This is a genomic window from Streptomyces sp. NPDC087215 (assembly GCF_044744885.1).
Classification (GTDB): domain Bacteria; phylum Actinomycetota; class Actinomycetes; order Streptomycetales; family Streptomycetaceae; genus Streptomyces.
Window position 1 is genome coordinate 229,208 of sequence record NZ_JBIUZD010000004.1, and the last position, 24,266, is coordinate 253,473.

The following is a 24,266-nucleotide window of genomic DNA, read 5'->3' on the forward strand; positions in this document are numbered from 1 at the left end:
CGCCCTCAGAGCTTGATCTCGATGTCAACGCCCGCCGGGAGGTCGAGACGCATGAGCGAGTCAACCGTCTTCGGCGTGGGGTCGAGGATGTCGATGAGGCGCTTGTGCGTGCGCATCTCGAAGTGCTCGCGAGAGTCCTTGTACTTGTGCGGCGACTTGATGACGCAGTACACGTTCTTCTCAGTGGGCAGCGGCACCGGGCCCGCGACCGACGCACCAGTGCGGGTCACCGTCTCGACGATCTTCTTCGCCGAGGAATCGATGACCTCGTGGTCGTAGGCCTTGAGCCGGATGCGGATCTTCTGTCCCGCCATGGCTACTAGTAGTCCTTCGTCTCGTAACGCTCTGGAACCCGAAGGGCCGCACTTCCTGGGAAGCACCGTCCTCCTCCGACCCACGCGGTCGGGCGTGTCGCGCTCCCTCTACGCAGAAGTCCCTGAGGACTTCCCAACCAAGGGGACGCGGTCACCGTGACCGCAGGCCGGGGGTGGAACACCCACCGGGTGCCTGGCCTGCACCCCGCTGACGCTTCCCAGAAGATTCCCGTACGTCCGTCCCTGAAAAGGGACGACGAGTACTGTGGGACTCGCTTCCGGTCCTCCCGACGGGAGGCGCGCAGCATCGGCACTCAACCGAGCAACCCCGACAGTCTGCCATACGGGGCCATCCGGCCGCCAATCGGGGTGGAAGACTGTACCCCACGTCACGTACGGACATGCGCCGGGGCGCGGGCGGCGGCCCGCTTCCGAACCGTTTCGGCCCTGTCCCCGGGCCCGTCCCCGGGGTGCCCCGGACCGGCCCGGCGGACCACGCCCCCGGCTTCCGCGCCCGCCGCCTCCCTGCCGTCCCGCTCCGCCCGGACGTTCTCCCCGCTCCGGTACCGGTTCAGCCCAGGCGTCGGGCCCGTTCCGTCAGGTGGCGCCGCTCGGGCGCGCTGCTGGTCCGCCGGGCCGCCTCCCGGTACGCCTCGGCAGCCGCCCCCCGTTCCCCGAGGAGTTCGAGGAGATGGGCGCGGGCGGCCAGGAGCCGGTGGTGCCGGGCCAGCCGCCGGTCCGCCGCCACCTCGTCCAGGAGCGCGAGCCCGGCCGCCGGTCCCTCGACCATGGCGAGGGCCACCGCCCGGTTGAGGGTGACCATCGGATTCCGGCCCGTCCGCTCCAGGAGCTCGTACAGCGCGAGGATCTGCGGCCAGTCGGTGGCCGCCGCGGACCCCGCCTCGTCGTGGACCGCCGCGATGGCCGCCTGGAGCTGGTACGGACCCACCCGCCCCCGCGGCAGGGTGCGGCTGATCAGGGCGACGCCCTCCGCGACCAGGGCCGCGTCCCAGAGCGCCCGGTCCTGCTCGGCGAGCGGTACCGGTTCGCCGTACGGCCCCGTACGGGCAGGCCTGCGGGCGTCCGTGAGCAGGGTCAGCGCGAGCAGCCCCGCCGTCTCGGTGTCCTCGGGCAGCAGCCGGTGCAGCAGCCGTGTCAGCCGGATCGCCTCCGTGGACAGCTCGGGCGCGGTCAGTTCGTCGCCGACGCTGGCCGTGTAGCCCTCGTTGAAGATCAGGTAGAGCACGTGCCGCACCTCGGCCGCTCGGGCCGCGCGGGCCGCGCCCTCGGGCAGGACGAGGGTCCCGCCCGCCGCCTTCACCGTCTGCTTGGCCCGGCTGATCCGCTGCGCCATCGTCGGCTCGGGCACCAGGAAGGCGGCGGCGATCTGGGCCGTGGTCAGGCCGCCGACCGCGCGCAGGGTGAGCGCGATCCGGCTGGCCGGGGAGAGGTCCGGGTGGCAGCAGAGGAAGAGCAGCGCCAGCGAGTCGTCCTGGTCGGTGCCCGGGAGGTCGTCGGCGGCGCGCGCGAGCAGCTCGGAGTCGGGGGTGGCGAGCGCCACCGCGTCCTCCCGGCGCCTGCGGGCGGCCTCGCCGCGCACCAGGTCGACGTACCGGCGGTGGGCGACGGTGAGCAGCCAGGCGTGCGGCCGGTCGGGAACGCCCTCCTCGGGCCATTGCCCGGCGGCGGCGATCAGCGCCTCCTGGACGGCGTCCTCACCGAGGTCGAAGTCGCCGAAGCGCCGGACGAGCGCCCCGAGCACCCTCGGCGCGTGCTCCCGCAGGAGATCCTCGACGACACGCTCCCCGCCGCCCACCGGGCGGACGCCCCGCGATCCACCGGAACCGGGTCGACCGGGCACGGAAGGTGCTGCCCCGGGAGGGCGGGGCCCGGAGCCGTCGGGCCCCGGACGGCCGGAGCCGGAGCGGCCGGACACCGAGGAACCGCCCTCGGGGTGGTCGGGCCCCGGGCCACCGCGACCGGAGCGGCCGGACACCGGGCGGTCGGACACCGGGCTGCCAGCCTCGGAGCGGTCGGCCCCGGAGCGGTCGCGTCCCGCGTGACCGGCTTCGGACCGGGCGGCCCCGGGAGGGCCCGGCTCCCGGCGTTCGGCGCCGGTCGCGGGTCCGGTGTCCCCCGCCCGGTCCCGGCCCGGGTCGGGGAGCCCCGACCGGACCCCGGCGGGGGTCCCGGAAGGGGTCCCGGCCTGGGACCCGGCCTGGGACCCGGCCTGGGACCCGGCAGGGGCACCCGTCCCGCCCGGCGTCCCGTCCCGGCCCACCGTCTCGTCGGCCGCCCCCTCCCGGCCCCCCGGTCCGGCCGTCACACGTCCGCCGCGGACTCGTGCGGGACCGGCCGCGGTTCGACCGGGTCGACGTCCGCGAAGGGCATGTCCGCGGCGATCTCCCGGGCCCGCTCGGGGCTGTCGCGGTCCAGCGGGCAGAAGCCGGCCAGGTGCTCCTCGGTCTCCGGGTACGGGCCGTCGGTGACCGCCGGGACCCCGTCCACCCGCCGTACCGGCCGCGCGGGCGCCGCGCCGGCCATCCCGTGGGCGCCGATCGGCTCGCCGCTCTCCCGGTGCTTCCGGTGGGACGCCTCCTGGCGGGCGATCGCCTCGGGCCGCTCCCCGGCCGGGAAGGAGTCCCGCTTCGCCTGGTCGCCGTAGATCATCGCGGCGTACTTCATTCCGGGTGTCCTCCCCGTCCCGCGCGCCCCCGCGGCGCGCTGTCGCCCTTCGGCCGGAGCCGGTTCCGCCTTCTCGACGTCCCCGGCCGTCCTCACGGAGGAATCCTCCACCGGAAGGATCTCCGCGAGCGCGCGCCGGTCCGCGCACAACCCCGGCGACCGGATATCCGTCTTGCAGAGGACCGCCGAACCGAGGGACGGACCGCCCACGTGACCCCAGCCCCCCGTCGCCGGACGCTTCTCGCCGCTCTCGCGGTCCTCCCGGCCGCCGCCGGGTGTTCCGTGCCCGAGCCGCGCAGGACCGCGCCGACGGCCGACCCGGCGCCCGGCAGGCCGATCGCCTCCGCGCGGGCCCGCCGCGCGCTGCTCATGCAGTTCGCCGCGCACCCGGACGACGACCTGTACTTCATGAACCCCGACGCGCAACGGCTGCTCGACGCCGGGGTCCCGCTGGTCACGGTGTACGTGACGGCCGGGGAGCACACCGGCAGGAACCGGATCGCGGGGATGCCCGAGACTCCCCCGGACCGGGCCGCCTACTCCGCCGCGCGCCAGCAGGGGCTGCGGCAGTCGTACGCGGTGGCGCTCGGGCTGCCGGTGTTCACCCCCTGGCGGCGCGAGGTCCTCGGGCTGCCGGGCGGGCGCCGCGCGGAGGTCGACACCCTCGTCCACGGCACCCGCCGGGTCGAACTGGTCTTCCTCAACCTGCCGATGCACACCACCCGCCGCTACATGGCGCTGCCCGCGCTCTGGGGCGACCGGGCCCTGGAACTGCCCACCCGTCTGTCGGCGGGTTCGCCGCTGACCCGTTCGGACAGCTACGACTACGACCGGCTGGTCGAGGTCCTCGCCGGGCTGCTGCGCCGCTACCGGCCGACGGTGGTGCACACCCTGGACCCCGATCCGGACATCCAGCTCAGCGACGAGGCGGCCCGGAAGCGGGACTCCGAGCAGCCGGGGTACGCGGACCACGGGGACCACACGGCGACCGCCTCCTTCACCTGGGCGGCGCTCGCCCGCTGGGTCACGGACGCGGTCCGGGACGGCGGTCCGGTCCCGGCGTTCACGACGAGCGCGTTCCGGGGCTACTACAACCGGCACTGGCCCAAGAACCTGCCGCCGCGCACGCTCCGGGAGAAGGCCGCGCGGCTCGTCCCCTACGGGGGCGACCCGGACTGGCACTGCGGGAACCCCTCCGGGTGCGGCGACTACGGCGTCGGGGGCGACCGGCCGCTCACCAACCGCAAGGGCTGGGTCCGCTCCACGCACCACCGCTGGCCGGGCGCGGGGCCCGTGCCCGTGACGGAACCGGGCGGGCGGCTCGCCGCGTACGGGGTGCTGGGGCTGCGCGCGGTCCGCTGGCGCGAGTCGGCGCCCGGTGTCTGGGGCGATCCGGAGGACCTGGGCGGCGGCCCGCTGGCGCCCGCGCTGGGTTCGGCGGTGACGGCGGACGGGCGCCTGCTGCTGTTCGGGGTGCGGTTCTCCGCGCTCGACGGGCACGGCGGGGCGAACCGGCGGGAGCTGGTGCTCCTGGAGCAGCGCTCCCCCGGCGGCCCGTTCCTGGCCTGGCGGGGGCTCGGGAACCCGGAGCGGGAGGACGACCGGGGGCGCCGGGTCGGCGCCCCGGTGGCGGTGACGGCCCCCGACGGGCGGGTGCACCTCTTCGTACGGAACGCGGAGCGGGGCGTCTCGGCCCGGGTGCGGGCGGCGGACGGCTCCTGGGGGCCGTGGCGGGCGCTGCCGTCGGCGGGTCCGCTGCAGGACCGTCCGGCGGTCTCCGTCGACGGCACGGGCGGGGTGCACGTGTACGCGGCCGGGCCGGAGTCCGTACGGCACTGGGTGGACGGGGCGGTACGGCCGGAGCGGCTGCCGGTGTCGGGCTCGACGGTGGCCTCGGCCGGAGGGGAGCTGTACTACCGGGCCCCGGCCGCCGCCGCGCTGCTGGGCCCGGCGGGCGACAGCGGCCTCGACGGCTTCGGGGAGGTGTCCGTCGCCCGCTCGGCGGCCCTGGGCACGGTGCTGCTCGGCACCGGCGAGGACGGCAGGGTGCGGGTACGCGCCGGGGGCGCCCTGCGGACCCGTAAGGGAGGCCCCTCGGTGGGGGTCCCCGCTCTGCACCTGGAGGCCCGGGGCCCGGTCGTGGTGGGCCTCGGCCCCGACTGCCGTCCATGGAGCTGGCGCCCCTGACGGGGTCCCGCAAGGGGGGGGCGCCCCGCCCTGAGATCCCGTAAGGGCTCGTACGCCCCCCAGGGGCTCCCCCTGAGAAGCCCGTACGGGCCTCGGCCCGCACCCGCACCCGCACCCGGGCATACGAAAAGGCCCCGCACCTCTCGGTGCGGGGCCCTTCCCTACTGCTCAGCGGCTCCTGCGAGCCACCAGGTCAGTTCAAGATCAGGCGTTGATCTTGACGACCTGGCCGGCGCCGACGGTCCGGCCACCCTCACGGATGGCGAACTTCAGGCCCTCTTCCATGGCGATGGGCTGGATCAGCTCAACGGTCATGGCGGTGTTGTCGCCCGGCATGACCATCTCGGTGCCCTCGGGGAGGGTCACGACGCCGGTCACGTCCGTGGTACGGAAGTAGAACTGCGGGCGGTAGTTGTTGAAGAACGGGGTGTGACGGCCACCCTCGTCCTTCGACAGGATGTAGGACTGGGCCTCGAAGCTCGTGTGCGGCGTGACCGAACCCGGCTTGATGATGACCTGGCCGCGCTCGACGTCCTCGCGCTTGATGCCACGGAGGAGCAGACCGACGTTCTCACCGGCCTGGCCCTCGTCGAGCAGCTTGCGGAACATCTCGATACCGGTGACCGTGGTGGTGGTCTTCTCGGTCTTGATACCGATGATGTCGACGGTCTCGTTGACCTTGAGGATGCCGCGCTCGATACGACCGGTGACGACGGTGCCACGACCGGTGATCGTGAAGACGTCCTCGATCGGCATCAGGAACGGCTTGTCGACGTCACGCTCGGGCTGCGGGATGGCCTCGTCGACGGCCTTCATCAGACCGAGGAGCTTGTCGGCCCACTCCTTGTCGCCCTCGAGCGCCTTGAGCGCCGAGACGCGGACGACCGGAAGGTCGTCGCCCGGGAACTCGTACTCGGAGAGGAGCTCACGAACCTCGAGCTCGACGAGCTCCAGGATCTCCTCGTCGTCCACCATGTCGGCCTTGTTCAGGGCGACGACGATGTACGGAACGCCGACCTGGCGGGCCAGGAGCACGTGCTCCTTGGTCTGCGGCATCGGGCCGTCGGTGGCGGCGACCACGAGGATGGCGCCGTCCATCTGCGCCGCACCCGTGATCATGTTCTTGATGTAGTCCGCGTGACCGGGGCAGTCGACGTGGGCGTAGTGACGCGACTCGGTCTGGTACTCGACGTGCGCGATCGAGATCGTGATACCGCGCTGGCGCTCCTCGGGAGCCTTGTCGATCTGGTCGAAGGCCGAGGCCTCGTTCAGGTCCGGGTACGCGTCGTGCAGCACCTTGGTAATGGCGGCCGTGAGGGTCGTCTTACCGTGGTCGATGTGACCGATGGTGCCGATGTTGACGTGCGGCTTAGTCCGCTCGAACTTTGCCTTCGCCACTGGGGTCCTCCTGCGGAGTGGTTCTGGTACGCCTTACTCATCGGCGCCAGGTGATCTTTGCTGGGATGCCAGTCGCCGGGGCCCGTTCCTCGGGTTCCGGGGGCCGAGCCCCGACGACTGGTGTCAAGCCTAAAGCGTGCGCTCGGAAGAGTTACTCGCCCTTGGCCTTCGCGATGATCTCCTCGGCGACGTTCCGCGGAACCTCGGCGTAGGAGTCGAACTGCATCGAGTAGCTTGCGCGACCCGAGGTCTTGCTGCGGAGGTCTCCGACATAGCCGAACATCTCCGAGAGGGGCACGAGGCCCTTCACGACGCGAGCGCCGCTGCGCTCCTCCATGGCCTGGATCTGGCCACGGCGGGAGTTGATGTCGCCGATGACATCACCCATGTAGTCCTCGGGCGTGGTGACCTCGACGGACATCATGGGCTCGAGGATGACCGGCGAAGCCTTCCGCGCGGCCTCCTTGAAGGCCTGCGAACCGGCGATCTTGAACGCGAGCTCGGAGGAGTCGACCTCGTGGTAGCCACCGTCGAGAAGGATGACGCGGACGCCAGTCATCTCGTAGCCGGCCAGGATGCCGAACTGCATGGCCTCCTGCGCACCCGCGTCGACCGAAGGGATGTACTCCTTCGGGATGCGGCCACCGGTGACCTTGTTCACGAACTCGTAGGAGGCGTCGCCACCCTCGATGGGCTCGATCGCGATCTGCACCTTGGCGAACTGACCGGTACCACCGGTCTGCTTCTTGTGGGTGTAGTCCACGCGCTCGACGGTCTTGCGGATCGTCTCGCGGTACGCGACCTGCGGCTTGCCGACGTTCGCCTCGACCTTGAACTCGCGACGCATACGGTCGACGAGGATGTCGAGGTGGAGCTCGCCCATGCCACCGATGATGGTCTGGCCGGTCTCCTCGTCCGAGTGGACCTGGAAGGAGGGGTCCTCCTCAGCGAGACGCTGGATGGCTACACCCAGCTTCTCCTGGTCACCCTTGGACTTGGGCTCGATCGCGACCTGGATGACCGGCGCCGGGAAGTCCATGGACTCCAGGATCACCGGGTTCTTGTCGTCGCACAGCGTCTCACCGGTGGTGGTCTGCTTCAGGCCCATCACGGCGATGATGTCGCCGGCGCCCACCGAGTCGATCTCCTCACGCTTGTTCGCGTGCATACGGTAGATCTTGCCGATGCGCTCCTTCTTGCCCTTGACGGAGTTCAGCACCGCAGTGCCGGCCTCCAGGCGACCGGAGTAGATCCGGACGAAGGTGAGCTTGCCGAGGTGCGGGTCGCTCGCGATCTTGAACGCGAGGGCCGACAGCGGCTCGTCGTCGGACGGCTTGCGCTTGACGACGACCTCGGGGTCCTTGACGTCGTGGCCCTCGATGGCCTCGACGTCCAGGGGCGACGGCAGGTAGCGGACGACGGCGTCGAGCAGGGGCTGGACGCCCTTGTTCTTGAACGCGGTACCACAGAACACCGGGGTGACCGTGGTGTCGCCGCCCTTGCCGGAGGCGATGGTGATGCGGCGCACGGCCGCGTAGAGCTGCTCCTCGGTGGGCTCGATGCCCTCCAGGAAGAGCTCCATGAGCTGCTCGTCGTTCTCGGAGACGGTCTCGACGAGCTTGGCGCGGTACTCCTCGGCCAGCTCGGCGAGGTCGGCCGGGATGTCGACGACGTCGTACATCTCGCCCTTGCTCGCGTCGGCGGACCAGACGAGCGCCTTCATGCGGACGAGGTCGACGACACCCTGGAAGTCGGCCTCGGCACCGATCGGGAGCTGCATGACGATCGGGGTGGCGCCGAGGCGGCCCACGATCATGTCGACGCAGCGCAGGAAGTCGGCACCGGTGCGGTCGAGCTTGTTGACGAAGCAGATGCGCGGAACGCCGTAGCGGTCCGCCTGACGCCAGACAGTCTCGGACTGGGGCTCGACACCAGCGACACCGTCGAACACGGTGACAGCACCGTCGAGCACGCGCAGGGAACGCTCCACCTCGACGGTGAAGTCGACGTGACCCGGCGTGTCGATGATGTTGATCGTGTGATCGACGTCCTCGAGCGACCAGTGGCAGGTCGTCGCGGCCGACGTGATCGTGATGCCGCGCTCCTGCTCCTGCTCCATCCAGTCCATCGTGGCAGCGCCGTCGTGGACCTCACCGATCTTGTACGAGACGCCGGTGTAGAACAGGATCCGCTCGGTGGTGGTCGTCTTGCCCGCGTCGATGTGGGCCATGATGCCAATGTTGCGCACCTTGCCCAGGTCAAGCGAAGTGGTAGCCATAAGGCTTCAGTCTTCTCTCGGTCTCGATGTGGGTTGCGACTACCAGCGGTAGTGCGCGAAGGCCTTGTTGGACTCGGCCATCTTGTGCGTGTCCTCACGCTTCTTGACCGCGGCTCCGAGCCCGTTCGAGGCGTCGAGGAGCTCGTTCATGAGGCGCTCGGTCATGGTCTTCTCGCGACGGGCGCGGGAGTAACCGACGAGCCAGCGGAGGGCCAGCGTGGACGCGCGGCCCGGCTTGACCTCGATCGGCACCTGGTAGGTGGCGCCACCGACACGGCGGGACTTGACCTCAAGAGCCGGCTTGACGTTCTCCAGCGCGCGCTTCAGCGTGATGACCGGGTCCTGGCCGGTCTTCTCGCGAAGACCCTCCATGGCGCCGTACACGATGCGCTCGGCGGTGGAACGCTTGCCGTCCAGCAGGATCTTGTTGATCAGCGAGGTGACAAGAGGAGAGCTGTAGACCGGGTCGATGATGACCGGGCGCTTCGGGGCGGGGCCCTTACGAGGCATTCTTACTTCTCCTTCTTGGCGCCGTAGCGGCTGCGAGCCTGCTTACGGTTCTTGACGCCCTGCGTGTCGAGGGAACCACGGATGATCTTGTAACGAACACCCGGCAGGTCCTTCACACGGCCACCACGCACGAGCACGATGGAGTGCTCCTGCAGGTTGTGACCCTCACCCGGGATGTAGGCCGTGACCTCGATGCCGGAGGTCAGACGCACACGCGCGACCTTACGGAGCGCCGAGTTCGGCTTCTTCGGGGTGGTCGTGAACACACGCGTGCAGACGCCGCGACGCTGAGGGGAACCCTCGAGTGCGGGCGTCTTGTTCTTCTCGACCTTGTCCTGCCGGCCCTTCCGGACCAGCTGCTGGATCGTAGGCACTACTTCTCCGGTTTCTGTGTGCCGTCGGTGAAACTAACCTGGAACATTCGCCGACCCACGCGGTCGGGTGTGTCGGATCTCGCCGCCTCCCGCCGAAGCGGGGAAGGCGCGGAATCACGGTGGCCGGTGACGGACTCGCCGTGCGGCTGAAGACACGCACACGAGCCCAGGCACACCCCAGGCACAAGGCATGAGCGTACCTATCGCATGGACTCCGGTCAAAACAAATGCCCACGCGCAGGTCAGCGACACGCGTCACACCGGCCCGGGAACTCTGGCCGGAGACGGAGCGTGCCGCCCCGGTCACCCCGCGAGGAACCTCAGCAGCGAATCCGTCAGCTCGACGGCGAACCTCTCCCGGGTCTCCTCCGGCACCAGATCGAGCGAGAGGTACGGGTTGAGGTCCTCAAGCTCCACGAGCAGCAGCTCTCCCCCGGGCGCCCGGCAGGCGTCCACCCGCTGGACCCCGTGGCCCAGGGCGTTCCAGTCGAGGAAGCGGCGTGCGAAGGCGAGGTCATCGCCGGTCGGCTCGTACGGCTCCAGGACCCAGCGGCGGGCCGGATCGGGGGTGTGGAGCGCGTACTGGAACCGGTCGTCGACGTAGACGAAGGACACCTCGTAGCGGAAGTCCACCTTCGGCTGGACGAGCAGCCCGTCCAGGTCGAGACCCGCCAGCTCCTCGTACGGCAGGAAGCGCAGGCCCAGCGAGTCCGCGCCGTCCTTGGGCTTGACCGCGTACAGGGCGGCCTCCGGCAGCAGGTGCAGGTCCTCCGTCCGCTCCACGGTGGGTATCACCGGGTGGCCCTCGGCCGTCAGGTCGAGCAGGTACTGCTTGCCCGCCATGTCGCCGCGCCCGTGCAGCGGGTTGTAGACGCGGGTGCCCCGCTCCAGGGCGCGGGCCCGGAACTCCTCGTGGGCCGCGCGGTACGCCAGGACGGGCCCGCTGTTGCGGACCACGACGGCGTCGAAGGAGTCCATCAGGGCCGGTGCGTCCAGCGGATGGCAGAGGGCCAGGTCGAAGCTCTCCCGCAGCCGGGCGGTGAGCAGGGTGTCCTCGTCCCCGTACCGCCGTCCCCGGGCCGGATAGGTGAGGTCGGTGACGTACAGCAGACGGGGTCGGGCGGGCACGGGCGGCTCCTCTGTCGGACGGTTCCCCGGCCCGGCGGCGGCCCGGCGGGACGGCCCCGGGCGGGTACCGCCGACGGGTGGCCGCCAACCTATCTCCGGCGGGAACGCCGGAGGGCGGCCGCCCCTCACGGGACGGCCGCCCTCCGGTACCACTACCGCTTACTGGTTGTACGGACCGTAGTCGTAGTCCTCCAGCGGCACGGCCTGGCCGGAACCCGAGCCGAACGGCGAGTAGTCGATGTCGTCGTAGCCGACGGCCGAGTACATCGCGGCCTTGGCCTCCTCGGTCGGCTCCACCCGGATGTTGCGGTAGCGGGCGAGACCCGTACCGGCCGGGATGAGCTTACCGATGATGACGTTCTCCTTGAGGCCGATGAGGCTGTCGGACTTGGCGTTGATCGCCGCGTCCGTCAGCACTCGGGTCGTCTCCTGGAAGGAGGCGGCCGACAGCCAGGACTCCGTCGCCAGCGAGGCCTTGGTGATACCCATCAGCTGCGGACGGCCGGAGGCGGGGTGACCGCCCTCGGTGACCACACGACGGTTCTCGGTCTCGAACTTCGAGCGCTCGACGAGCTCGCCCGGCAGCAGTTCCGCGTCGCCGGACTCGATGATCGTCACCCGGCGGAGCATCTGCCGGATGATGATCTCGATGTGCTTGTCGTGGATCGTCACGCCCTGCGAGTTGTAGACCTTCTGGACCTCGGCGACCAGGTGGATCTGGACCGCGCGCTGACCCAGGATGCGCAGCACGTCGTGCGGGTTGGTGGCACCCACGGTGAGCTTCTGGCCCACCTCGACGTGGTCGCCCTCGCCCACGAGCAGACGGGCACGCTTCGAGATCGGGAACGCCGTCTCTTCGGTGCCGTCGTCCGGGGTGACGACGAGCTTCTTGGTCTTCTCGGTCTCCTCGATGCGGACGCGGCCCGCCGCCTCCGAGATCGGGGCGACACCCTTGGGCTGACGCGCCTCGAAGAGCTCGACGACACGCGGCAGACCCTGGGTGATGTCGTCACCGGCCACACCACCGGTGTGGAAGGTACGCATCGTCAGCTGGGTACCGGGCTCACCGATGGACTGGGCGGCGATGATGCCGACCGCCTCACCGATGTCGACCAGCTTGCCGGTGGCGAGCGAACGGCCGTAGCAGAAGGCACAGGTGCCGACGGCCGACTCACAGGTCAGGACCGAGCGGGTCTTGACCTCTTCGACGCCCTCGTTGACCAGGGCGTCGATGAGCACGTCACCCAGGTCGACGTTGGCCGGCGCGATGACCTTGCCGTCCACGACGACGTCCTCGGCGAGCATCCGCGCGTACACGGAGGTCTCGACGTCCTCGGTCTTGCGCAGCACGTTGTCGGCGCCGCGCTCGGCGATCCGCAGCTTCAGACCGCGCTCGGTGCCGCAGTCCTCCTCGCGGATGATCACGTCCTGCGAGACGTCCACCAGACGACGGGTCAGGTAACCCGAGTCGGCGGTACGCAGGGCGGTGTCCGCCAGACCCTTACGGGCACCGTGCGTGGAGATGAAGTACTCCAGAACGGTGAGGCCCTCACGGAAGGACGCCTTGATGGGACGCGGGATCGTCTCGTTCTTCGCGTTCGACACCAGACCGCGCATACCCGCGATCTGACGCATCTGCATCATGTTTCCTCGGGCACCCGAGTCGACCATCATGAAGATGGGGTTCGTCTTCGGGAAGTTCGCGTTCATCGCCTCGGCGACCTCGTTGGTCGCCTTGGTCCAGATCGCGATGAGCTCCTGCGTGCGCTCTTCCTTGGTGATCAGACCGCGCTCGTACTGCTTCTGGACCTTCTCGTCCTGCTCCTCGTAGCCCTTGACGATGGCCTTCTTGGCCTCGGGCACGACGACGTCGGAGATGGCCACGGTGACACCGGAACGGGTCGCCCAGTAGAAGCCCGCCGCCTTCAGGTTGTCGAGCGTCGCCGCCACGATGACCTTGGGGTAGCGCTCGGCGAGGTCGTTGACGATCTCGGAGAGCTGCTTCTTGCCGACGGAGTAGTCGACGAACGGGTAGTCCTCGGGCAGCAGCTCGTTGAAGAGCGCGCGGCCCAGCGAGGTGCGCAGGCGGAACGAGTCACCCTGCTGCCACTCACCTGCCCCGACGTGGTCGTCGCCTTCCTCGCTGACCGGGGGAACCCAGCCACGGGGAGCGATGGTGCCGACCGGGAAGCGGATGTCGATCTGCGACTGCAGCGCCAGCTCGCCCGCGTCGAACGCCATGGTCGCCTCGGCCGTGGAGCCGAACGCGCGGCCCTCGCCCTTGGTGTCGCGCAGCTCGCCGTCGGTGGTGAGGAAGAACAGACCGAGGACCATGTCCTGGGTCGGCATCGTCACCGGACGGCCGTCGGCGGGCTTCAGGATGTTGTTCGAGGACAGCATCAGGATGCGGGCCTCGGCCTGCGCCTCCGCGGAGAGCGGCAGGTGCACGGCCATCTGGTCACCGTCGAAGTCCGCGTTGAACGCGGTGCAGACGAGCGGGTGGATCTGGATGGCCTTGCCCTCGACCAGCTGCGGCTCGAAGGCCTGGATGCCGAGGCGGTGCAGCGTGGGCGCACGGTTCAGCAGGACCGGGTGCTCGGCGATGACCTCTTCGAGGACGTCGTACACGACCGTGCGGCCGCGCTCGACCATCCGCTTGGCGCTCTTGATGTTCTGCGCGTGGTTCAGGTCGACCAGGCGCTTCATCACGAACGGCTTGAAGAGCTCCAGCGCCATGGCCTTCGGCAGACCGCACTGGTGCAGCTTGAGCTGCGGGCCGACGACGATGACGGAACGCGCCGAGTAGTCGACGCGCTTGCCGAGCAGGTTCTGACGGAAACGACCCTGCTTGCCCTTCAGCATGTCGCTGAGGGACTTCAGCGGACGGTTGCCGGGGCCCGTGACCGGGCGACCACGACGGCCGTTGTCGAAGAGGGCGTCGACCGCCTCCTGGAGCATCCGCTTCTCGTTGTTCACGATGATCTCGGGGGCACCGAGGTCGAGCAGACGCTTCAGACGGTTGTTGCGGTTGATCACGCGGCGGTACAGGTCGTTCAGGTCGGAGGTCGCGAAGCGGCCACCGTCCAGCTGCACCATCGGACGCAGGTCCGGCGGGATCACCGGCACGCAGTCGAGAACCATGCCCTTGGGGCTGTTCGCGGTCTGCAGGAACGCGGAGACGACCTTGAGGCGCTTGAGCGCACGGGTCTTCTTCTGGCCCTTGCCGGTACGGATGATCTCGCGGAGGCGCTCGGCCTCCTGCTCCAGGTCGAAGGACTCCAGGCGCTTCTGCAGCGCCGCGGCACCCATCGAACCGTCGAAGTACGTGCCGAAGCGGTCACGCAGCTCGCGGTAGAGGAGCTCGTCGCCCTCCAGGTCCTGGACCTTGAGGTTCTTGAAGCGCGCCCAGACCTCGTCCAGACGGTCGATCTCGCGCTGCGCACGGTCGCGCAGCTGCTTCATCTCGCGCTCGGCACCCTCGCGCACCTTGCGGCGCACATCGGCCTTCGCGCCCTCGGCCTCAAGCTCGGCGAGGTCGTTCTCGAGCTTCTTGGCGCGGGCCTCCAGGTCGGAGTCGCGGCGGTTCTCGATCTGCTGGCGCTCGACGGAGACGTGCGCCTCCAGGGAGGGCAGGTCACGCGTACGACGCTCGTCGTCGACGTACGTGATCATGTACGCCGCGAAGTAGATGACCTTCTCGAGGTCCTTCGGGGCGAGGTCGAGCAGGTAGCCGAGGCGCGACGGAACGCCCTTGAAGTACCAGATGTGGGTGACCGGGGCGGCGAGCTCGATGTGGCCCATCCGCTCACGGCGCACCTTCGCGCGGGTGACCTCGACGCCACACCGCTCACAGATGATGCCCTTGAAGCGGACACGCTTGTACTTGCCGCAGTAGCACTCCCAGTCCCGGGTCGGACCGAAGATCTTCTCGCAGAAGAGTCCGTCCTTCTCGGGCTTGAGCGTGCGGTAGTTGATGGTCTCCGGCTTCTTGACCTCGCCGTGGCTCCACTGACGGATGTCGTCAGCGGTGGCCAGACCGATCCGGAGCTCGTCGAAGAAGTTGACGTCGAGCACTATGCGTCAATCCCTCTCAGGGTTGTAAGGCTTGGGGTCTGATACGGGGGTCCTGGGGCCGGCGGGGGGACCGTGACTGGTCCCCGCCGCCGAACTCCCGTCAGACCTCTTCGACGCTGCTCGGCTCACGCCGGGACAGGTCGATGCCGAGCTCCTCCGCTGCGCGGAAGACGTCCTCGTCGGTGTCGCGCATCTCGATGGACATGCCGTCCGAGGACAGCACCTCCACGTTGAGGCACAGGGACTGCATCTCCTTGATGAGCACCTTGAAGGACTCGGGGATGCCGGGCTCAGGGATGTTCTCGCCCTTGACGATGGCCTCGTAGACCTTCACGCGGCCGGTCACATCGTCGGACTTGATCGTCAGCAGCTCCTGGAGGGCGTACGCGGCGCCATAAGCCTCCAGCGCCCACACCTCCATCTCACCGAAGCGCTGGCCACCGAACTGGGCCTTACCACCCAGCGGCTGCTGGGTGATCATGGAGTAGGGACCGGTCGAACGCGCGTGGAGCTTGTCGTCGACCAGGTGGTGGAGCTTGAGGATGTACATGTAGCCGACCGAGACCGGCTCCGGGAACGGCTCGCCGGAGCGGCCGTCGAACAGCCTCGCCTTGCCGGTCGGGAGCACCATGCGCTCGCCGTCGCGGTTCGGGATGGTGTGCTGCAGCAGACCCGCGAGCTCGTCCTCGCGCGCACCGTCGAAGACCGGGGTGGCGACGTTGGTGCCGGGGGCGACCTGGTCGGCACCGATGGCCTGGAGGCGCTGCGCCCACTCGTCCGCGAGGCCGGAGACGTCCCAGCCGCGGCTGGCGAGCCAGCCGAGGTGGATCTCCAGGACCTGTCCCGGGTTCATTCGGGACGGGACGCCCAGCGGGTTGAGGATGATGTCGACCGGGGTGCCGTCCTCCAGGAACGGCATGTCCTCGATCGGCAGGATCTTGGAGATGACGCCCTTGTTGCCGTGACGGCCGGCGAGCTTGTCACCATCGGTGATCTTGCGCTTCTGGGCGACGTAGACGCGGACCAGCTGGTTCACGCCCGGGGGAAGCTCGTCGCCCTCCTCGCGGTCGAAGACGCGCACGCCGATGATCTTGCCGATCTCGCCGTGGGGCACCTTCAGCGAGGTGTCACGGACCTCGCGCGCCTTCTCGCCGAAGATCGCGCGGAGCAGCCGCTCCTCGGGGGTCAGCTCGGTCTCGCCCTTGGGCGTGACCTTGCCGACGAGGATGTCACCGGCGACGACCTCGGCACCGATGCGGATGATGCCGCGCTCGTCGAGGTCGGCGAGGACCTCCTCGGAGACGTTCGGGATGTCCCGGGTGATCTCCTCCGGGCCGAGCTTGGTGTCACGGGCGTCGACCTCGTGCTCCTCGATGTGGATCGAGGAGAGGACGTCGTCCTGCACGAGGCGCTGCGACAGGATGATCGCGTCCTCGTAGTTGTGGCCCTCCCACGGCATGAACGCCACGAGGAGGTTCTTGCCGAGGGCCATCTCGCCGTCTTCGGTGGCGGGACCGTCGGCGAGGACCTGGCCCTCGATGACGCGGTCGCCCTCGTCCACGACGACCTTCTGGTTCACAGAGGTGCCCTGGTTGGAGCGGGAGAACTTGTGCAGGCGGTACGTGATGTACGTGCCGTCGTCGTTGGCGACCGTGATGTAGTCGGCCGACAGCTCCTGGACGACACCGTCCTTCTCGGCCTTGAGCACGTCACCGGCGTCGGTGGCGCAGCGGTACTCCATGCCGGTACCGACGAGCGGGGCCTCCGACTTGATGAGGGGCACCGCCTGACGCATCATGTTCGCGCCCATGAGGGCACGGTTGGCGTCGTCGTGCTCGAGGAACGGGATCATGGCGGTCGCGACCGACACCATCTGGCGCGGCGAGACGTCCATGTAGTCCACGTCCGACGGCTCGACGTAGTCGACCTCGCCGCCGCGCTTGCGGACCAGGACGCGGTTCTCGGTGAAGCGCAGGTCGTCGTCGAGCCCGGCGTTGGCCTGCGCGATGACGAAGCGGTCCTCCTCGTCGGCGGTGACGTAGTCGACCTCGTCGGTGACCTGGCCGTCGACGACCTTGCGGTACGGCGTCTCGATGAAGCCGAACGCGTTGACGCGGCCGTACGAGGCGAGCGAACCGATCAGACCGATGTTCGGGCCTTCGGGGGTCTCGATCGGGCACATGCGTCCGTAGTGGGACGGGTGCACGTCTCGGACCTCGAAGCCGGCCCGCTCACGGGAGAGACCGCCGGGGCCCAGCGCCGAGAGACGACGCTTGTGCGTCAGACCCGACAGCGGGTTGTTCTGGTCCATGAACTGGGACAGCTGGCTGGTGCCGAAGAACTCCTTGATGGAGGCGACGACCGGCCGGATGTTGATCAGGGTCTGCGGCGTGATCGCCTCGACGTCCTGAGTGGTCATGCGCTCGCGCACGACCCGCTCCATACGGGCGAGACCCGTACGGACCTGGTTCTGGATCAGCTCGCCGACGTTGCGCAGGCGGCGGTTGCCGAAGTGGTCGATGTCGTCGGTCTCGACGACGATCTCGTTGCCGTTCTCGCCGATCGTCTCGGTCTCGCCCGCGTGGAGCTTGACCAGGTACCTGATCGTGGCGATGACGTCGTCGGTGGTGAGGACGCCGGCGTTCAGCGGCTCGTCCGCGCCGAGCTTCTTGTTCACCTTGTAGCGGCCGACCTTCGCGAGGTCGTAGCGCTTCGGGTTGAAGTAGAGGTTCTCGAGCAGCGTCTGAGCGGCCTCACGGGTCGGCGGCTCGCCCGGACGCAGCTTGCGGTAGATGTCGAGCAGCGCGTCGTCCTGGCCCTGGGTGTGGTCCTTCTCCAGGGTGGCGCGCATGGACTCGTACTCACCGAACTCCTGGAGGATCTGCTCGGTGGTCCAGCCGAGGGCCTTCAGGAGGACGGTGACGGACTGCTTGCGCTTGCGGTCGATGCGGACACCGACCAGGTCGCGCTTGTCGATCTCCATCTCCAGCCAGGCACCCCGGGAAGGGATGATCTTGGCGGAGAAGATGTCCTTGTCGGACGTCTTGTCGATGGAGGAGTCGAAGTAGACGCCGGGCGAACGGACCAGCTGCGACACCACGACACGCTCGGTGCCGTTGATGACGAAGGTGCCCTTGTTCGTCATGAGCGGGAAGTCGCCCATGAAGACCGTCTGGGACTTGATCTCGCCGGTCTCGTTGTTCGTGAACTCGGCGGTGACGAAGAGCGGGGCGCCGTACGTGAAGTCACGGTCCTTGCACTCGTCGATCGAGTTCTTCGGGGGCTCGAAACGGTGGTCGCGGAAGGTCAGCGACATCGACCCGGAGAAGTCCTCGATCGGGGAGATCTCCTCGAAGATCTCCTCCAGGCCGGACTTCGTGGGGACATCCCGTCCCGACTCGAGGGCCGCTTCGACGCGAGCCTTCCAGGCGGCGTTGCCGAGCAGCCAGTCAAAGCTCTCGGTCTGCAGCGCGAGGAGGTTCGGAACCTCGAGGGGCTCCCTGATCTTTGCAAAGGAGATGCGCAGCGGGGCGGTGCTTGCGCCGTTGTTCGTATTGGTCGAGGCGTTGCGCGAGGCGGCCAAGAGGGGGTCCTTCCGAGGGCTCGGACTCACTACGCGCGTACCGGTCCCCCAGCAACGCTTCACGGCAGACTTTTCCTGAGACGACCAGAAGGCCAGGTCAGATGGGGTCGGTCCACGAAGCTGATGCGAAGGTATGCCCCTGGTGACGGGCAGGGGGCAGCTAACAGGCAGCGCAAAGGGTCAGTGTAGCCACTTGGCTCACTGATGTCCAGGGCGACTTCTTCGCGACCCTCGTTGCTCTCAACTCCGCGGTACCTCGCGCCGTGTGGCGCACCTCGATACTGCCCGTTCAGTCGTCGATCCATGCCTCGGAAACGGATCGTTGTGACGACGCGTCCTGAGAATTGCGCGCTGCGTGCGGTTCGTCAAGGCCCCCGGTCTGCGGGGCGCACGGCGAAGATCACCATACTCCGCTCCCGACGGACCCCAGGACCCCCGCCACGCCCGTCTCCGGGGAACGCCGAAAGGCGACCACCCATCTGGGTGATCGCCTCTCGATGCCTCCGCGTTACACGGCGGCGGGAGTCAGCTCAGCGAGCCGAAACGGTCTTACTTGACCGTGACGGAGGCGCCGGCGGCCTTGAGGGACTCGGCAGCCTTCTCGGCGGCCTCCTTCGCGACCTTCTCGAGGACCGGCTTCGGGGTGCCGTCGACGAGGTCCTTGGCCTCCTTCAGGCCGAGGGAGGTCAGCTCACGCACGACCTTGATGACCTGGATCTTCTTCTCGCCGGCACCTTCGAGGATGACGTCGAACTCGTCCTGCTCCTCGACGGCCTCGGCGGCGGCCGGACCGGCCGGACCGGCGACGGCGACGGCCGCGGCGGCGGTGACGTCGAACTTCTCCTCGAAGGCCTTCACGAACTCGGAGAGCTCGATGAGGGTCATGTCCTCGAACTGGCCGAGGAGGTCGTCCTGAGAGAGCTTCGCCATGATGGGCGATCCTTCCACTAATTCGGCAGGTGCCGGATGTATGTAGAGGCGGGCGTAACGGCCCGCTGCGACCCGCGCGCTAGGCGGCGCGGATCAATGCGCGAGCCGAATTACTCGGCACCGCCCTGCTCGGCGAGCTTGACGCGAAGCGCTTCCGCGGTGCGGACGAACTTCGACGGCAGCGCCTGGAAGAGCGAGGCAGCCTGAGACTGCTTGCCCTTGAACGCGCCGGCCAGCTTGCTGAGCAGAACCTCGCGGGACTCGAGGTCCGCGAGCTTCTTGATCTCATCGGCGGTCAGCGCCTTACCGTCAAGGACACCGCCCTTGATGATGAGGTTCGGGTTCTCCTTGGCGAAGTCACGAAGACCCTTCGCCGACTCCACCGGGTCACCGGTGATGAAGGCAGCGCCCGTCGGACCGGTGAACTGGTCGTCGAGCGAAGTGATCCCGGCCTCGTTGGCCGCAATCTTGGTCAGCGTGTTCTTCACCACGGCGTACTGGGCGTTCTCACCGAGCGAACGACGCAGCGTCTTGAGCTGCGCCACGGTGAGACCCCGGTACTCGGTCAGCACGACGGCGCTCGAGCTCTGGAACTTGTCCTTGAGCTCGGCTACCGCGGCAGCCTTGTCGGGCCTTGCCATGAGCGTCGGCCTCCTTCCGGGTGATGGGACCGCGCGGAAGGGACTGAACAAAACAAAACGCCCCGGCGCAGGCGCACGGGGCTCAGCTCGACCGAATCACGAGGAGTCGGGAACTCTTCCACAGTCACCTGCGCGGGTCGTTCGCGTCTCAGCGAATCCTTCGGCCACCACACCTTGACGGTGCGGTGACGACCAGCGGTCTTTGGCTTCTGTGGAAGCGTACGTGACCGGATCGGTCCAGGGCAAATCAGCTCTGGCCGAGGCCCTTCAGCATCTCGAAGAGGTCCACGGTGTCCTTGGCCGGCGGGGCCTGGACGGTGGCCTCGGCACCGTAGTCGGAGTAGCGCATCCCCATCTTCACGGTGCCCTGGTCCATCTTCATGCCGAGGTCCATCCGGACCGGGTAGCCGTCCGCGTTGACCCAGACCTGGGTGTCGTACGCCTTGATGCCGGCCTTCTTGACCCCGGCGACCAGCTCGGTGCGCTCCTTCTCGGAGAGCACGTCGAGGTTCTTGTTGGCGGCGACCATCTGCTCCAGGGTCAGCGTGCCCTTGTAGTGCTGGGTGTCGACGCCGTCGACCTTCTCCGGGCCGACGTGCTTGAGGTCGGGCGACTCCAGGAGCAGGGCGAGCTGCTTGGCCGGGTCCTGGTTCATGTTCTCCAGGCCACCGGTCATCGACTTGCCCGCGGCCTGGCCGCCCGCAGCCTCCGCGATGGCCGTCATGTCCAGCTTCATCCAGCGCTTGCCGTCCATCTCGGCGGCCCGCGCGGCGCCCATGTCCATGTACATGGCGTTGTCGCGCACGACCATGCGCATCTGCTCGGGGGCGCCGGGGCCCCCGGCCGAGAGCATCGAGCCCTTGACGGTGACGTCCATCACCGCGGGGTCCCAGCCCTGGACGCCGGTCATCTCCATGGTGCCGCCGCCCTCGACGGCCGCGGGCATCTCCATGGTCATCTTGATCTTCGCCGACTTGGCGGCCGCGGTCTTCGTGTACGCGGCCTGGATGACCTTCGTGACGTCTTCCTGGCTCTGCGCCTTGGCGGGTGCGTCGGCGGCCTTGTCGCCCCCGTCCTGGCATCCTGCGAGGCCCGTCACGACGGCGGCGGCCGTCAGGGTGATGCCCGCGCGCTTCCACATGGCCTTGTTCATCTGTGTGCCCGCCCCTTGGTCAAAGGTCTTTGCGATTCCTTTGACCGTAGCAAAGAGCCGGCCCCCCACCTCCGAGGAGGCGGGGGGCCGGCTGACCACTCAGTGAGCCTGTGGGGCTCAGACCGCGGCCGGGTCCTCCTCGACGAGGAGGTTGCGGGTGCGGTTGGAGTCCAGCGGGATGCCGGGGCCCATCGTCGTCGCGAGGGTCGCCTTCTTGATGTAGCGGCCCTTCGCGGCGGACGGCTTCAGACGGAGGATCTCCTCCAGGGCCGCGGCGTAGTTCTCGACCAGCTTCGTCTCGTCGAAGGAGACCTTGCCGATGATGAAGTGCAGGTTCGAGTGCTTGTCGACGCGGAACTCGATCTTGCCGCCCTTGATCTCGTTGACGGCCTTCGCCACGTCGGGGGTGACGGTGCCGACCTTGGGGTTCGGCATGAGACCACGCGGGCCGAGGACGCGGCCGAGGCGGCCGACCTTGCCCATGAGGTCCGGGGTGGCCACCACGGCGTCGAACTCGTTCAGGCGGTTGCCCTTGGAGATCTCGTCGATGAGCTCGTCGGAGCCGACGATGTCGGCGCCGGCGGCGATCGCGGCCTCGGCACGGTCACCGGTCGCGAAGACCAGGACCCGGGCGGTCTTGCCGGTGCCGTGCGGGAGGTTCACGGTGCCGCGGACCATCTGGTCGGCCTTGCGCGGGTCGACACCCAGGCGGAAGGCGACCTCGACGGTGCCGTCGAACTTCGTGGCGGCGGTGTCCTTGGCGATACGGACGGCCTCGAGGGGCGCGTAGTTCCGCTCGCGGTCGACCTTGGCGTCCGCGGAGCGGAGAGCCTTGCTGCGCTTCACTTCTTCTCCTGTTGGTTCAGGTGTGGAGTCGTGGTGCGGGCCAGCGCCGGCCCTACCACTGAGGTCAAACGGGGAGCTGAGGTGATCAGCCCTCGACCGTGATGCCCATGGAGCGGGCGGTGCCAGCGATGATCTTGGACGCGGCGTCCAGGTCGTTGGCGTTCAGGTCGGGGAGCTTCACCGTGGCGATCTCGCGGACCTGGGCGGCCGTCAGCTTGGCGACCTTGGTCTTGTGCGGCTCGCCGGAGCCCTTGTCCACACCAGCGGCCTTGAGGATCAGCCTGGCGGCCGGCGGAGTCTTCGTGACGAAGGTGAAGGAACGGTCGTCGTAGACCGTGATCTCCACCGGCACGACCATGCCACGCTGCGACTCGGTCGCGGCGTTGTAGGCCTTGCAGAACTCCATGATGTTGACGCCGTGCTGACCGAGCGCGGGGCCGACCGGCGGGGCCGGGTTCGCCGCACCGGCGTTGATCTGGAGCTTGATAAGCCCCGTGACCTTCTTCTTCTTGGGAGGCATTGCTCTCTCCGGGTCCTAGTGAGAGTGTTCAGCCCGCCATCCGGTCATCCGGACGGAGGCATACCGCACAACGATAACGGGTATACACGCGCGGCTAAAAACCGAGCAGGTCAGAGCGGCTGCGAGAGCTGCTCTGACCTGGTCGGAAACCTGTGTGGATCAGTTCTTCTGGATCTGGTCGAAGCTGAGCTCGACCGGGGTCTCGCGGCCGAAGATCTCGACCAGGCCCTTGACCTTCTTCGAGTCGGGGTTGATCTCGTTGATGGTCGCCTGGAGGGTGGCGAAGGGGCCGTCGGTGACGGTGACCGAGTCGCCGACCTCGAAGTCCAGGACCTGCACCTGGAGCTTGCGGGCCGGAGCCGGCTTGCCCTCGGCCTCGGCGGCCTCGCGGGCGGCCTTCTCCTCGGCCTCCGGGGCGAGCATCTTGACGATCTCGTCCAGGGTCAGCGGGTACGGGTCGTACGCGTTGCCCACGAAGCCGGTGACACCGGGGGTGTTGCGGACGACGCCCCACGACTCGTTCGTCAGGTCCATGCGGACGAGGACGTAGCCGGGGAGCTTGTTCTGCTTGACGTTCTTCCGCTCGCCGCCCTTGATCTGGACGATCTCTTCCTCGGGCACCTCGGCCTGGTAGATGAAGTCCTCGACGTTGAGCGAGACGGCGCGCTGCTCCAGGTTGGCCTTCACGCGCTTCTCGTAGCCCGCGTAGGTGTGGATGACGTACCACTCGCCGGGCAGGGTGCGCAGTTCCTCGCGGAGCGCGGCGACCGGGTCGACCGGAGCGGCCGGCTCGGCCTCCTCGGTCTCTTCCTCGGAGTCGGCGGCCTCTTCTTCGGCTTCTTCGGCGTCCTCGGCCTCGACGGCCTCTTCCTCGGCCTCGACGGCCTCTTCCTCGGCCTCGACGGTCTCGTCCTCGTCGCCCTCGGCGACCTCGACGTCCTCGTCGGTGTCCTGCTCGTCCTCGTCCTCGACGGGGAGAGCGGCGCCCTCGGCGTCCTCGCCTGCGATGTCGTCCGCAGCGTCCGCCTGGTCCTCCTCGGCGGCCTCGACGATGTCCCGCTCGTCCTCGACGGGCGCGGACTCGGAGGCGTCGTTCAGGTTCGCGTCAGACACGGTGGCTGCTTCTTCCTGCGATACAGATGGGGTGGAACAAGAAGTCAGCCGAAGATGTACTTGACTGCTTCCTGGAAGCCATAGTCAATCACGGTGACAAGGCCAATCATGATGACGACGAAGACGATCACCACGGTCGTGTACGTCGACAGCTGGCTGCGCGTGGGCCAGACGACCTTGCGGAGTTCCGCGACGATCTGTCGGTAGAAGAGCGCGAGACGGCCCAGAGGGCCCTTCTTGCCGCGCTTGCCGCCCTTGCGGGACTTCTTCGTCGACTCGGCGTTCTCGTCATCGGCATCAGGCATGTCGATGGAGCCTACGGCGTCCGTCACGATCTCTCACCTGATTCCGGGTCGGCCGTGCCGCGCCCGGGTGGAGCCGCACGGCGGTGCAATGAAGTACGTACATGCGCACAACACCTGGCGGTGTGTGTAGCAGGGCCGGAGGGACTTGAACCCCCAACCGCCGGTTTTGGAGACCGGTGCTCTACCAATTGAGCTACGACCCTTTGCTGGTGCCCCCAACCTACCGC

18 protein-coding genes and 1 tRNA gene are annotated in these 24,266 nt (G+C 68.6%); 1 reads left to right on the top strand and 18 read right to left on the bottom strand.

Annotated elements, in window-relative coordinates; translation table 11 throughout:
* Nucleotides 1-5: 5 nt before the first annotated feature.
* The 3 genes from rpsJ to ACIO92_RS13895 form a co-directional block, all read right to left on the bottom strand.
* Nucleotides 6-314 carry a 30S ribosomal protein S10 gene (rpsJ, locus tag ACIO92_RS13885; protein WP_003948644.1) on the bottom strand — a complete coding sequence of 103 codons (309 nt, stop codon included), beginning with the start codon at nucleotides 312-314 and terminating at the stop codon, nucleotides 6-8.
* Between the two features lie 571 nt (nucleotides 315-885).
* Nucleotides 886-2,130, bottom strand: coding sequence for an RNA polymerase sigma factor (locus tag ACIO92_RS13890; protein ID WP_402281336.1), 1,245 nt, complete (start codon nucleotides 2,128-2,130; stop codon nucleotides 886-888).
* Nucleotides 2,131-2,636: 506 nt separating this feature from the next.
* Entirely contained in the window at nucleotides 2,637-2,999 is a 363-nt protein-coding gene (locus tag ACIO92_RS13895) for a YciI family protein (protein ID WP_402056619.1), read from the bottom strand.
* 210 nt (nucleotides 3,000-3,209) lie between these two features.
* On the opposite strand from ACIO92_RS13895, the gene ACIO92_RS13900 reads away from it, so the two are divergent.
* Nucleotides 3,210-5,186, top strand: coding sequence for a PIG-L family deacetylase (locus tag ACIO92_RS13900; RefSeq protein ID WP_402281338.1), 1,977 nt, complete (start codon nucleotides 3,210-3,212; stop codon nucleotides 5,184-5,186).
* Nucleotides 5,187-5,390: 204 nt separating this feature from the next.
* On the opposite strand, the gene tuf is transcribed toward ACIO92_RS13900, so the two are convergent.
* The 15 genes from tuf to ACIO92_RS13975 form a co-directional block, all read right to left on the bottom strand.
* On the bottom strand, nucleotides 5,391-6,584 hold the full coding sequence (gene tuf / locus ACIO92_RS13905) for an elongation factor Tu (RefSeq protein ID WP_366439661.1): 1,194 nt from the start codon (nucleotides 6,582-6,584) through the stop codon (nucleotides 5,391-5,393).
* Nucleotides 6,585-6,735: 151 nt separating this feature from the next.
* Nucleotides 6,736-8,862, bottom strand: a complete 2,127-nt coding sequence (gene fusA / locus ACIO92_RS13910; RefSeq protein ID WP_366439662.1) for an elongation factor G — start codon at nucleotides 8,860-8,862, stop codon at nucleotides 6,736-6,738.
* 39 nt (nucleotides 8,863-8,901) lie between these two features.
* Entirely contained in the window at nucleotides 8,902-9,372 is a 471-nt protein-coding gene (gene rpsG / locus ACIO92_RS13915; protein ID WP_015035567.1) for a 30S ribosomal protein S7, read from the bottom strand.
* A gap of 2 nt (nucleotides 9,373-9,374) precedes the next feature.
* On the bottom strand, nucleotides 9,375-9,746 hold the full coding sequence (gene rpsL / locus ACIO92_RS13920) for a 30S ribosomal protein S12 (protein ID WP_003948652.1): 372 nt from the start codon (nucleotides 9,744-9,746) through the stop codon (nucleotides 9,375-9,377).
* Nucleotides 9,747-10,049: 303 nt separating this feature from the next.
* Nucleotides 10,050-10,874: a hypothetical protein gene (locus ACIO92_RS13925; protein ID WP_366439663.1), complete on the bottom strand. Its 825-nt coding sequence runs from the start codon at nucleotides 10,872-10,874 to the stop codon at nucleotides 10,050-10,052.
* A gap of 159 nt (nucleotides 10,875-11,033) precedes the next feature.
* Nucleotides 11,034-14,948 carry a DNA-directed RNA polymerase subunit beta' gene (locus ACIO92_RS13930; RefSeq protein WP_402281341.1) on the bottom strand — a complete coding sequence of 1,305 codons (3,915 nt, stop codon included), beginning with the start codon at nucleotides 14,946-14,948 and terminating at the stop codon, nucleotides 11,034-11,036.
* A 100-nt stretch (nucleotides 14,949-15,048) separates the two neighbouring features.
* Nucleotides 15,049-18,531, bottom strand: coding sequence for a DNA-directed RNA polymerase subunit beta (rpoB, locus tag ACIO92_RS13935; protein ID WP_366439665.1), 3,483 nt, complete (start codon nucleotides 18,529-18,531; stop codon nucleotides 15,049-15,051).
* A 549-nt stretch (nucleotides 18,532-19,080) separates the two neighbouring features.
* Complete coding sequence (gene rplL, locus ACIO92_RS13940; RefSeq protein ID WP_366439666.1) at nucleotides 19,081-19,461, bottom strand: 50S ribosomal protein L7/L12; 381 nt, start codon at nucleotides 19,459-19,461, stop codon at nucleotides 19,081-19,083.
* A gap of 110 nt (nucleotides 19,462-19,571) precedes the next feature.
* Nucleotides 19,572-20,102 (bottom strand): 50S ribosomal protein L10, encoded by a 531-nt coding sequence (gene rplJ / locus ACIO92_RS13945; RefSeq protein ID WP_024755372.1) that lies wholly within the window; start codon nucleotides 20,100-20,102, stop codon nucleotides 19,572-19,574.
* A 247-nt stretch (nucleotides 20,103-20,349) separates the two neighbouring features.
* On the bottom strand, nucleotides 20,350-21,255 hold the full coding sequence (locus ACIO92_RS13950) for a hypothetical protein (RefSeq protein ID WP_401236685.1): 906 nt from the start codon (nucleotides 21,253-21,255) through the stop codon (nucleotides 20,350-20,352).
* 117 nt (nucleotides 21,256-21,372) lie between these two features.
* Nucleotides 21,373-22,101, bottom strand: a complete 729-nt coding sequence (rplA, locus tag ACIO92_RS13955; RefSeq protein ID WP_366439668.1) for a 50S ribosomal protein L1 — start codon at nucleotides 22,099-22,101, stop codon at nucleotides 21,373-21,375.
* A gap of 85 nt (nucleotides 22,102-22,186) precedes the next feature.
* Nucleotides 22,187-22,621 carry a 50S ribosomal protein L11 gene (gene rplK, locus ACIO92_RS13960; RefSeq protein ID WP_266895354.1) on the bottom strand — a complete coding sequence of 145 codons (435 nt, stop codon included), beginning with the start codon at nucleotides 22,619-22,621 and terminating at the stop codon, nucleotides 22,187-22,189.
* Nucleotides 22,622-22,780: 159 nt separating this feature from the next.
* Entirely contained in the window at nucleotides 22,781-23,734 is a 954-nt protein-coding gene (gene nusG, locus ACIO92_RS13965; protein WP_402281345.1) for a transcription termination/antitermination protein NusG, read from the bottom strand.
* A 44-nt stretch (nucleotides 23,735-23,778) separates the two neighbouring features.
* Nucleotides 23,779-24,066 carry a preprotein translocase subunit SecE gene (gene secE / locus ACIO92_RS13970; RefSeq protein ID WP_366439670.1) on the bottom strand — a complete coding sequence of 96 codons (288 nt, stop codon included), beginning with the start codon at nucleotides 24,064-24,066 and terminating at the stop codon, nucleotides 23,779-23,781.
* 103 nt (nucleotides 24,067-24,169) lie between these two features.
* Nucleotides 24,170-24,242, bottom strand: a tRNA-Trp gene (locus tag ACIO92_RS13975).
* Between the last annotated feature and the right edge of the window lie 24 nt (nucleotides 24,243-24,266).

What these genes read in the sequence shown, in the direction of transcription:
- rplJ (WP_024755372.1), bottom strand. Translation starts at nt 20,102, where the DNA reads ATGGCAAGGCCCGACAAGGCTGCCGCGGTAGCCGAGCTCAAGGACAAG.
- ACIO92_RS13950 (WP_401236685.1), bottom strand. Translation starts at nt 21,255, where the DNA reads ATGAACAAGGCCATGTGGAAGCGCGCGGGCATCACCCTGACGGCCGCC.
- ACIO92_RS13895 (WP_402056619.1), bottom strand. Translation starts at nt 2,999, where the DNA reads ATGAAGTACGCCGCGATGATCTACGGCGACCAGGCGAAGCGGGACTCC.
- rplL (WP_366439666.1), bottom strand. Translation starts at nt 19,461, where the DNA reads ATGGCGAAGCTCTCTCAGGACGACCTCCTCGGCCAGTTCGAGGACATG.
- rpsJ (WP_003948644.1), bottom strand. Translation starts at nt 314, where the DNA reads ATGGCGGGACAGAAGATCCGCATCCGGCTCAAGGCCTACGACCACGAG.
- rplK (WP_266895354.1), bottom strand. Translation starts at nt 22,621, where the DNA reads ATGCCTCCCAAGAAGAAGAAGGTCACGGGGCTTATCAAGCTCCAGATC.
- rpsG (WP_015035567.1), bottom strand. Translation starts at nt 9,372, where the DNA reads ATGCCTCGTAAGGGCCCCGCCCCGAAGCGCCCGGTCATCATCGACCCG.
- fusA (WP_366439662.1), bottom strand. Translation starts at nt 8,862, where the DNA reads ATGGCTACCACTTCGCTTGACCTGGGCAAGGTGCGCAACATTGGCATC.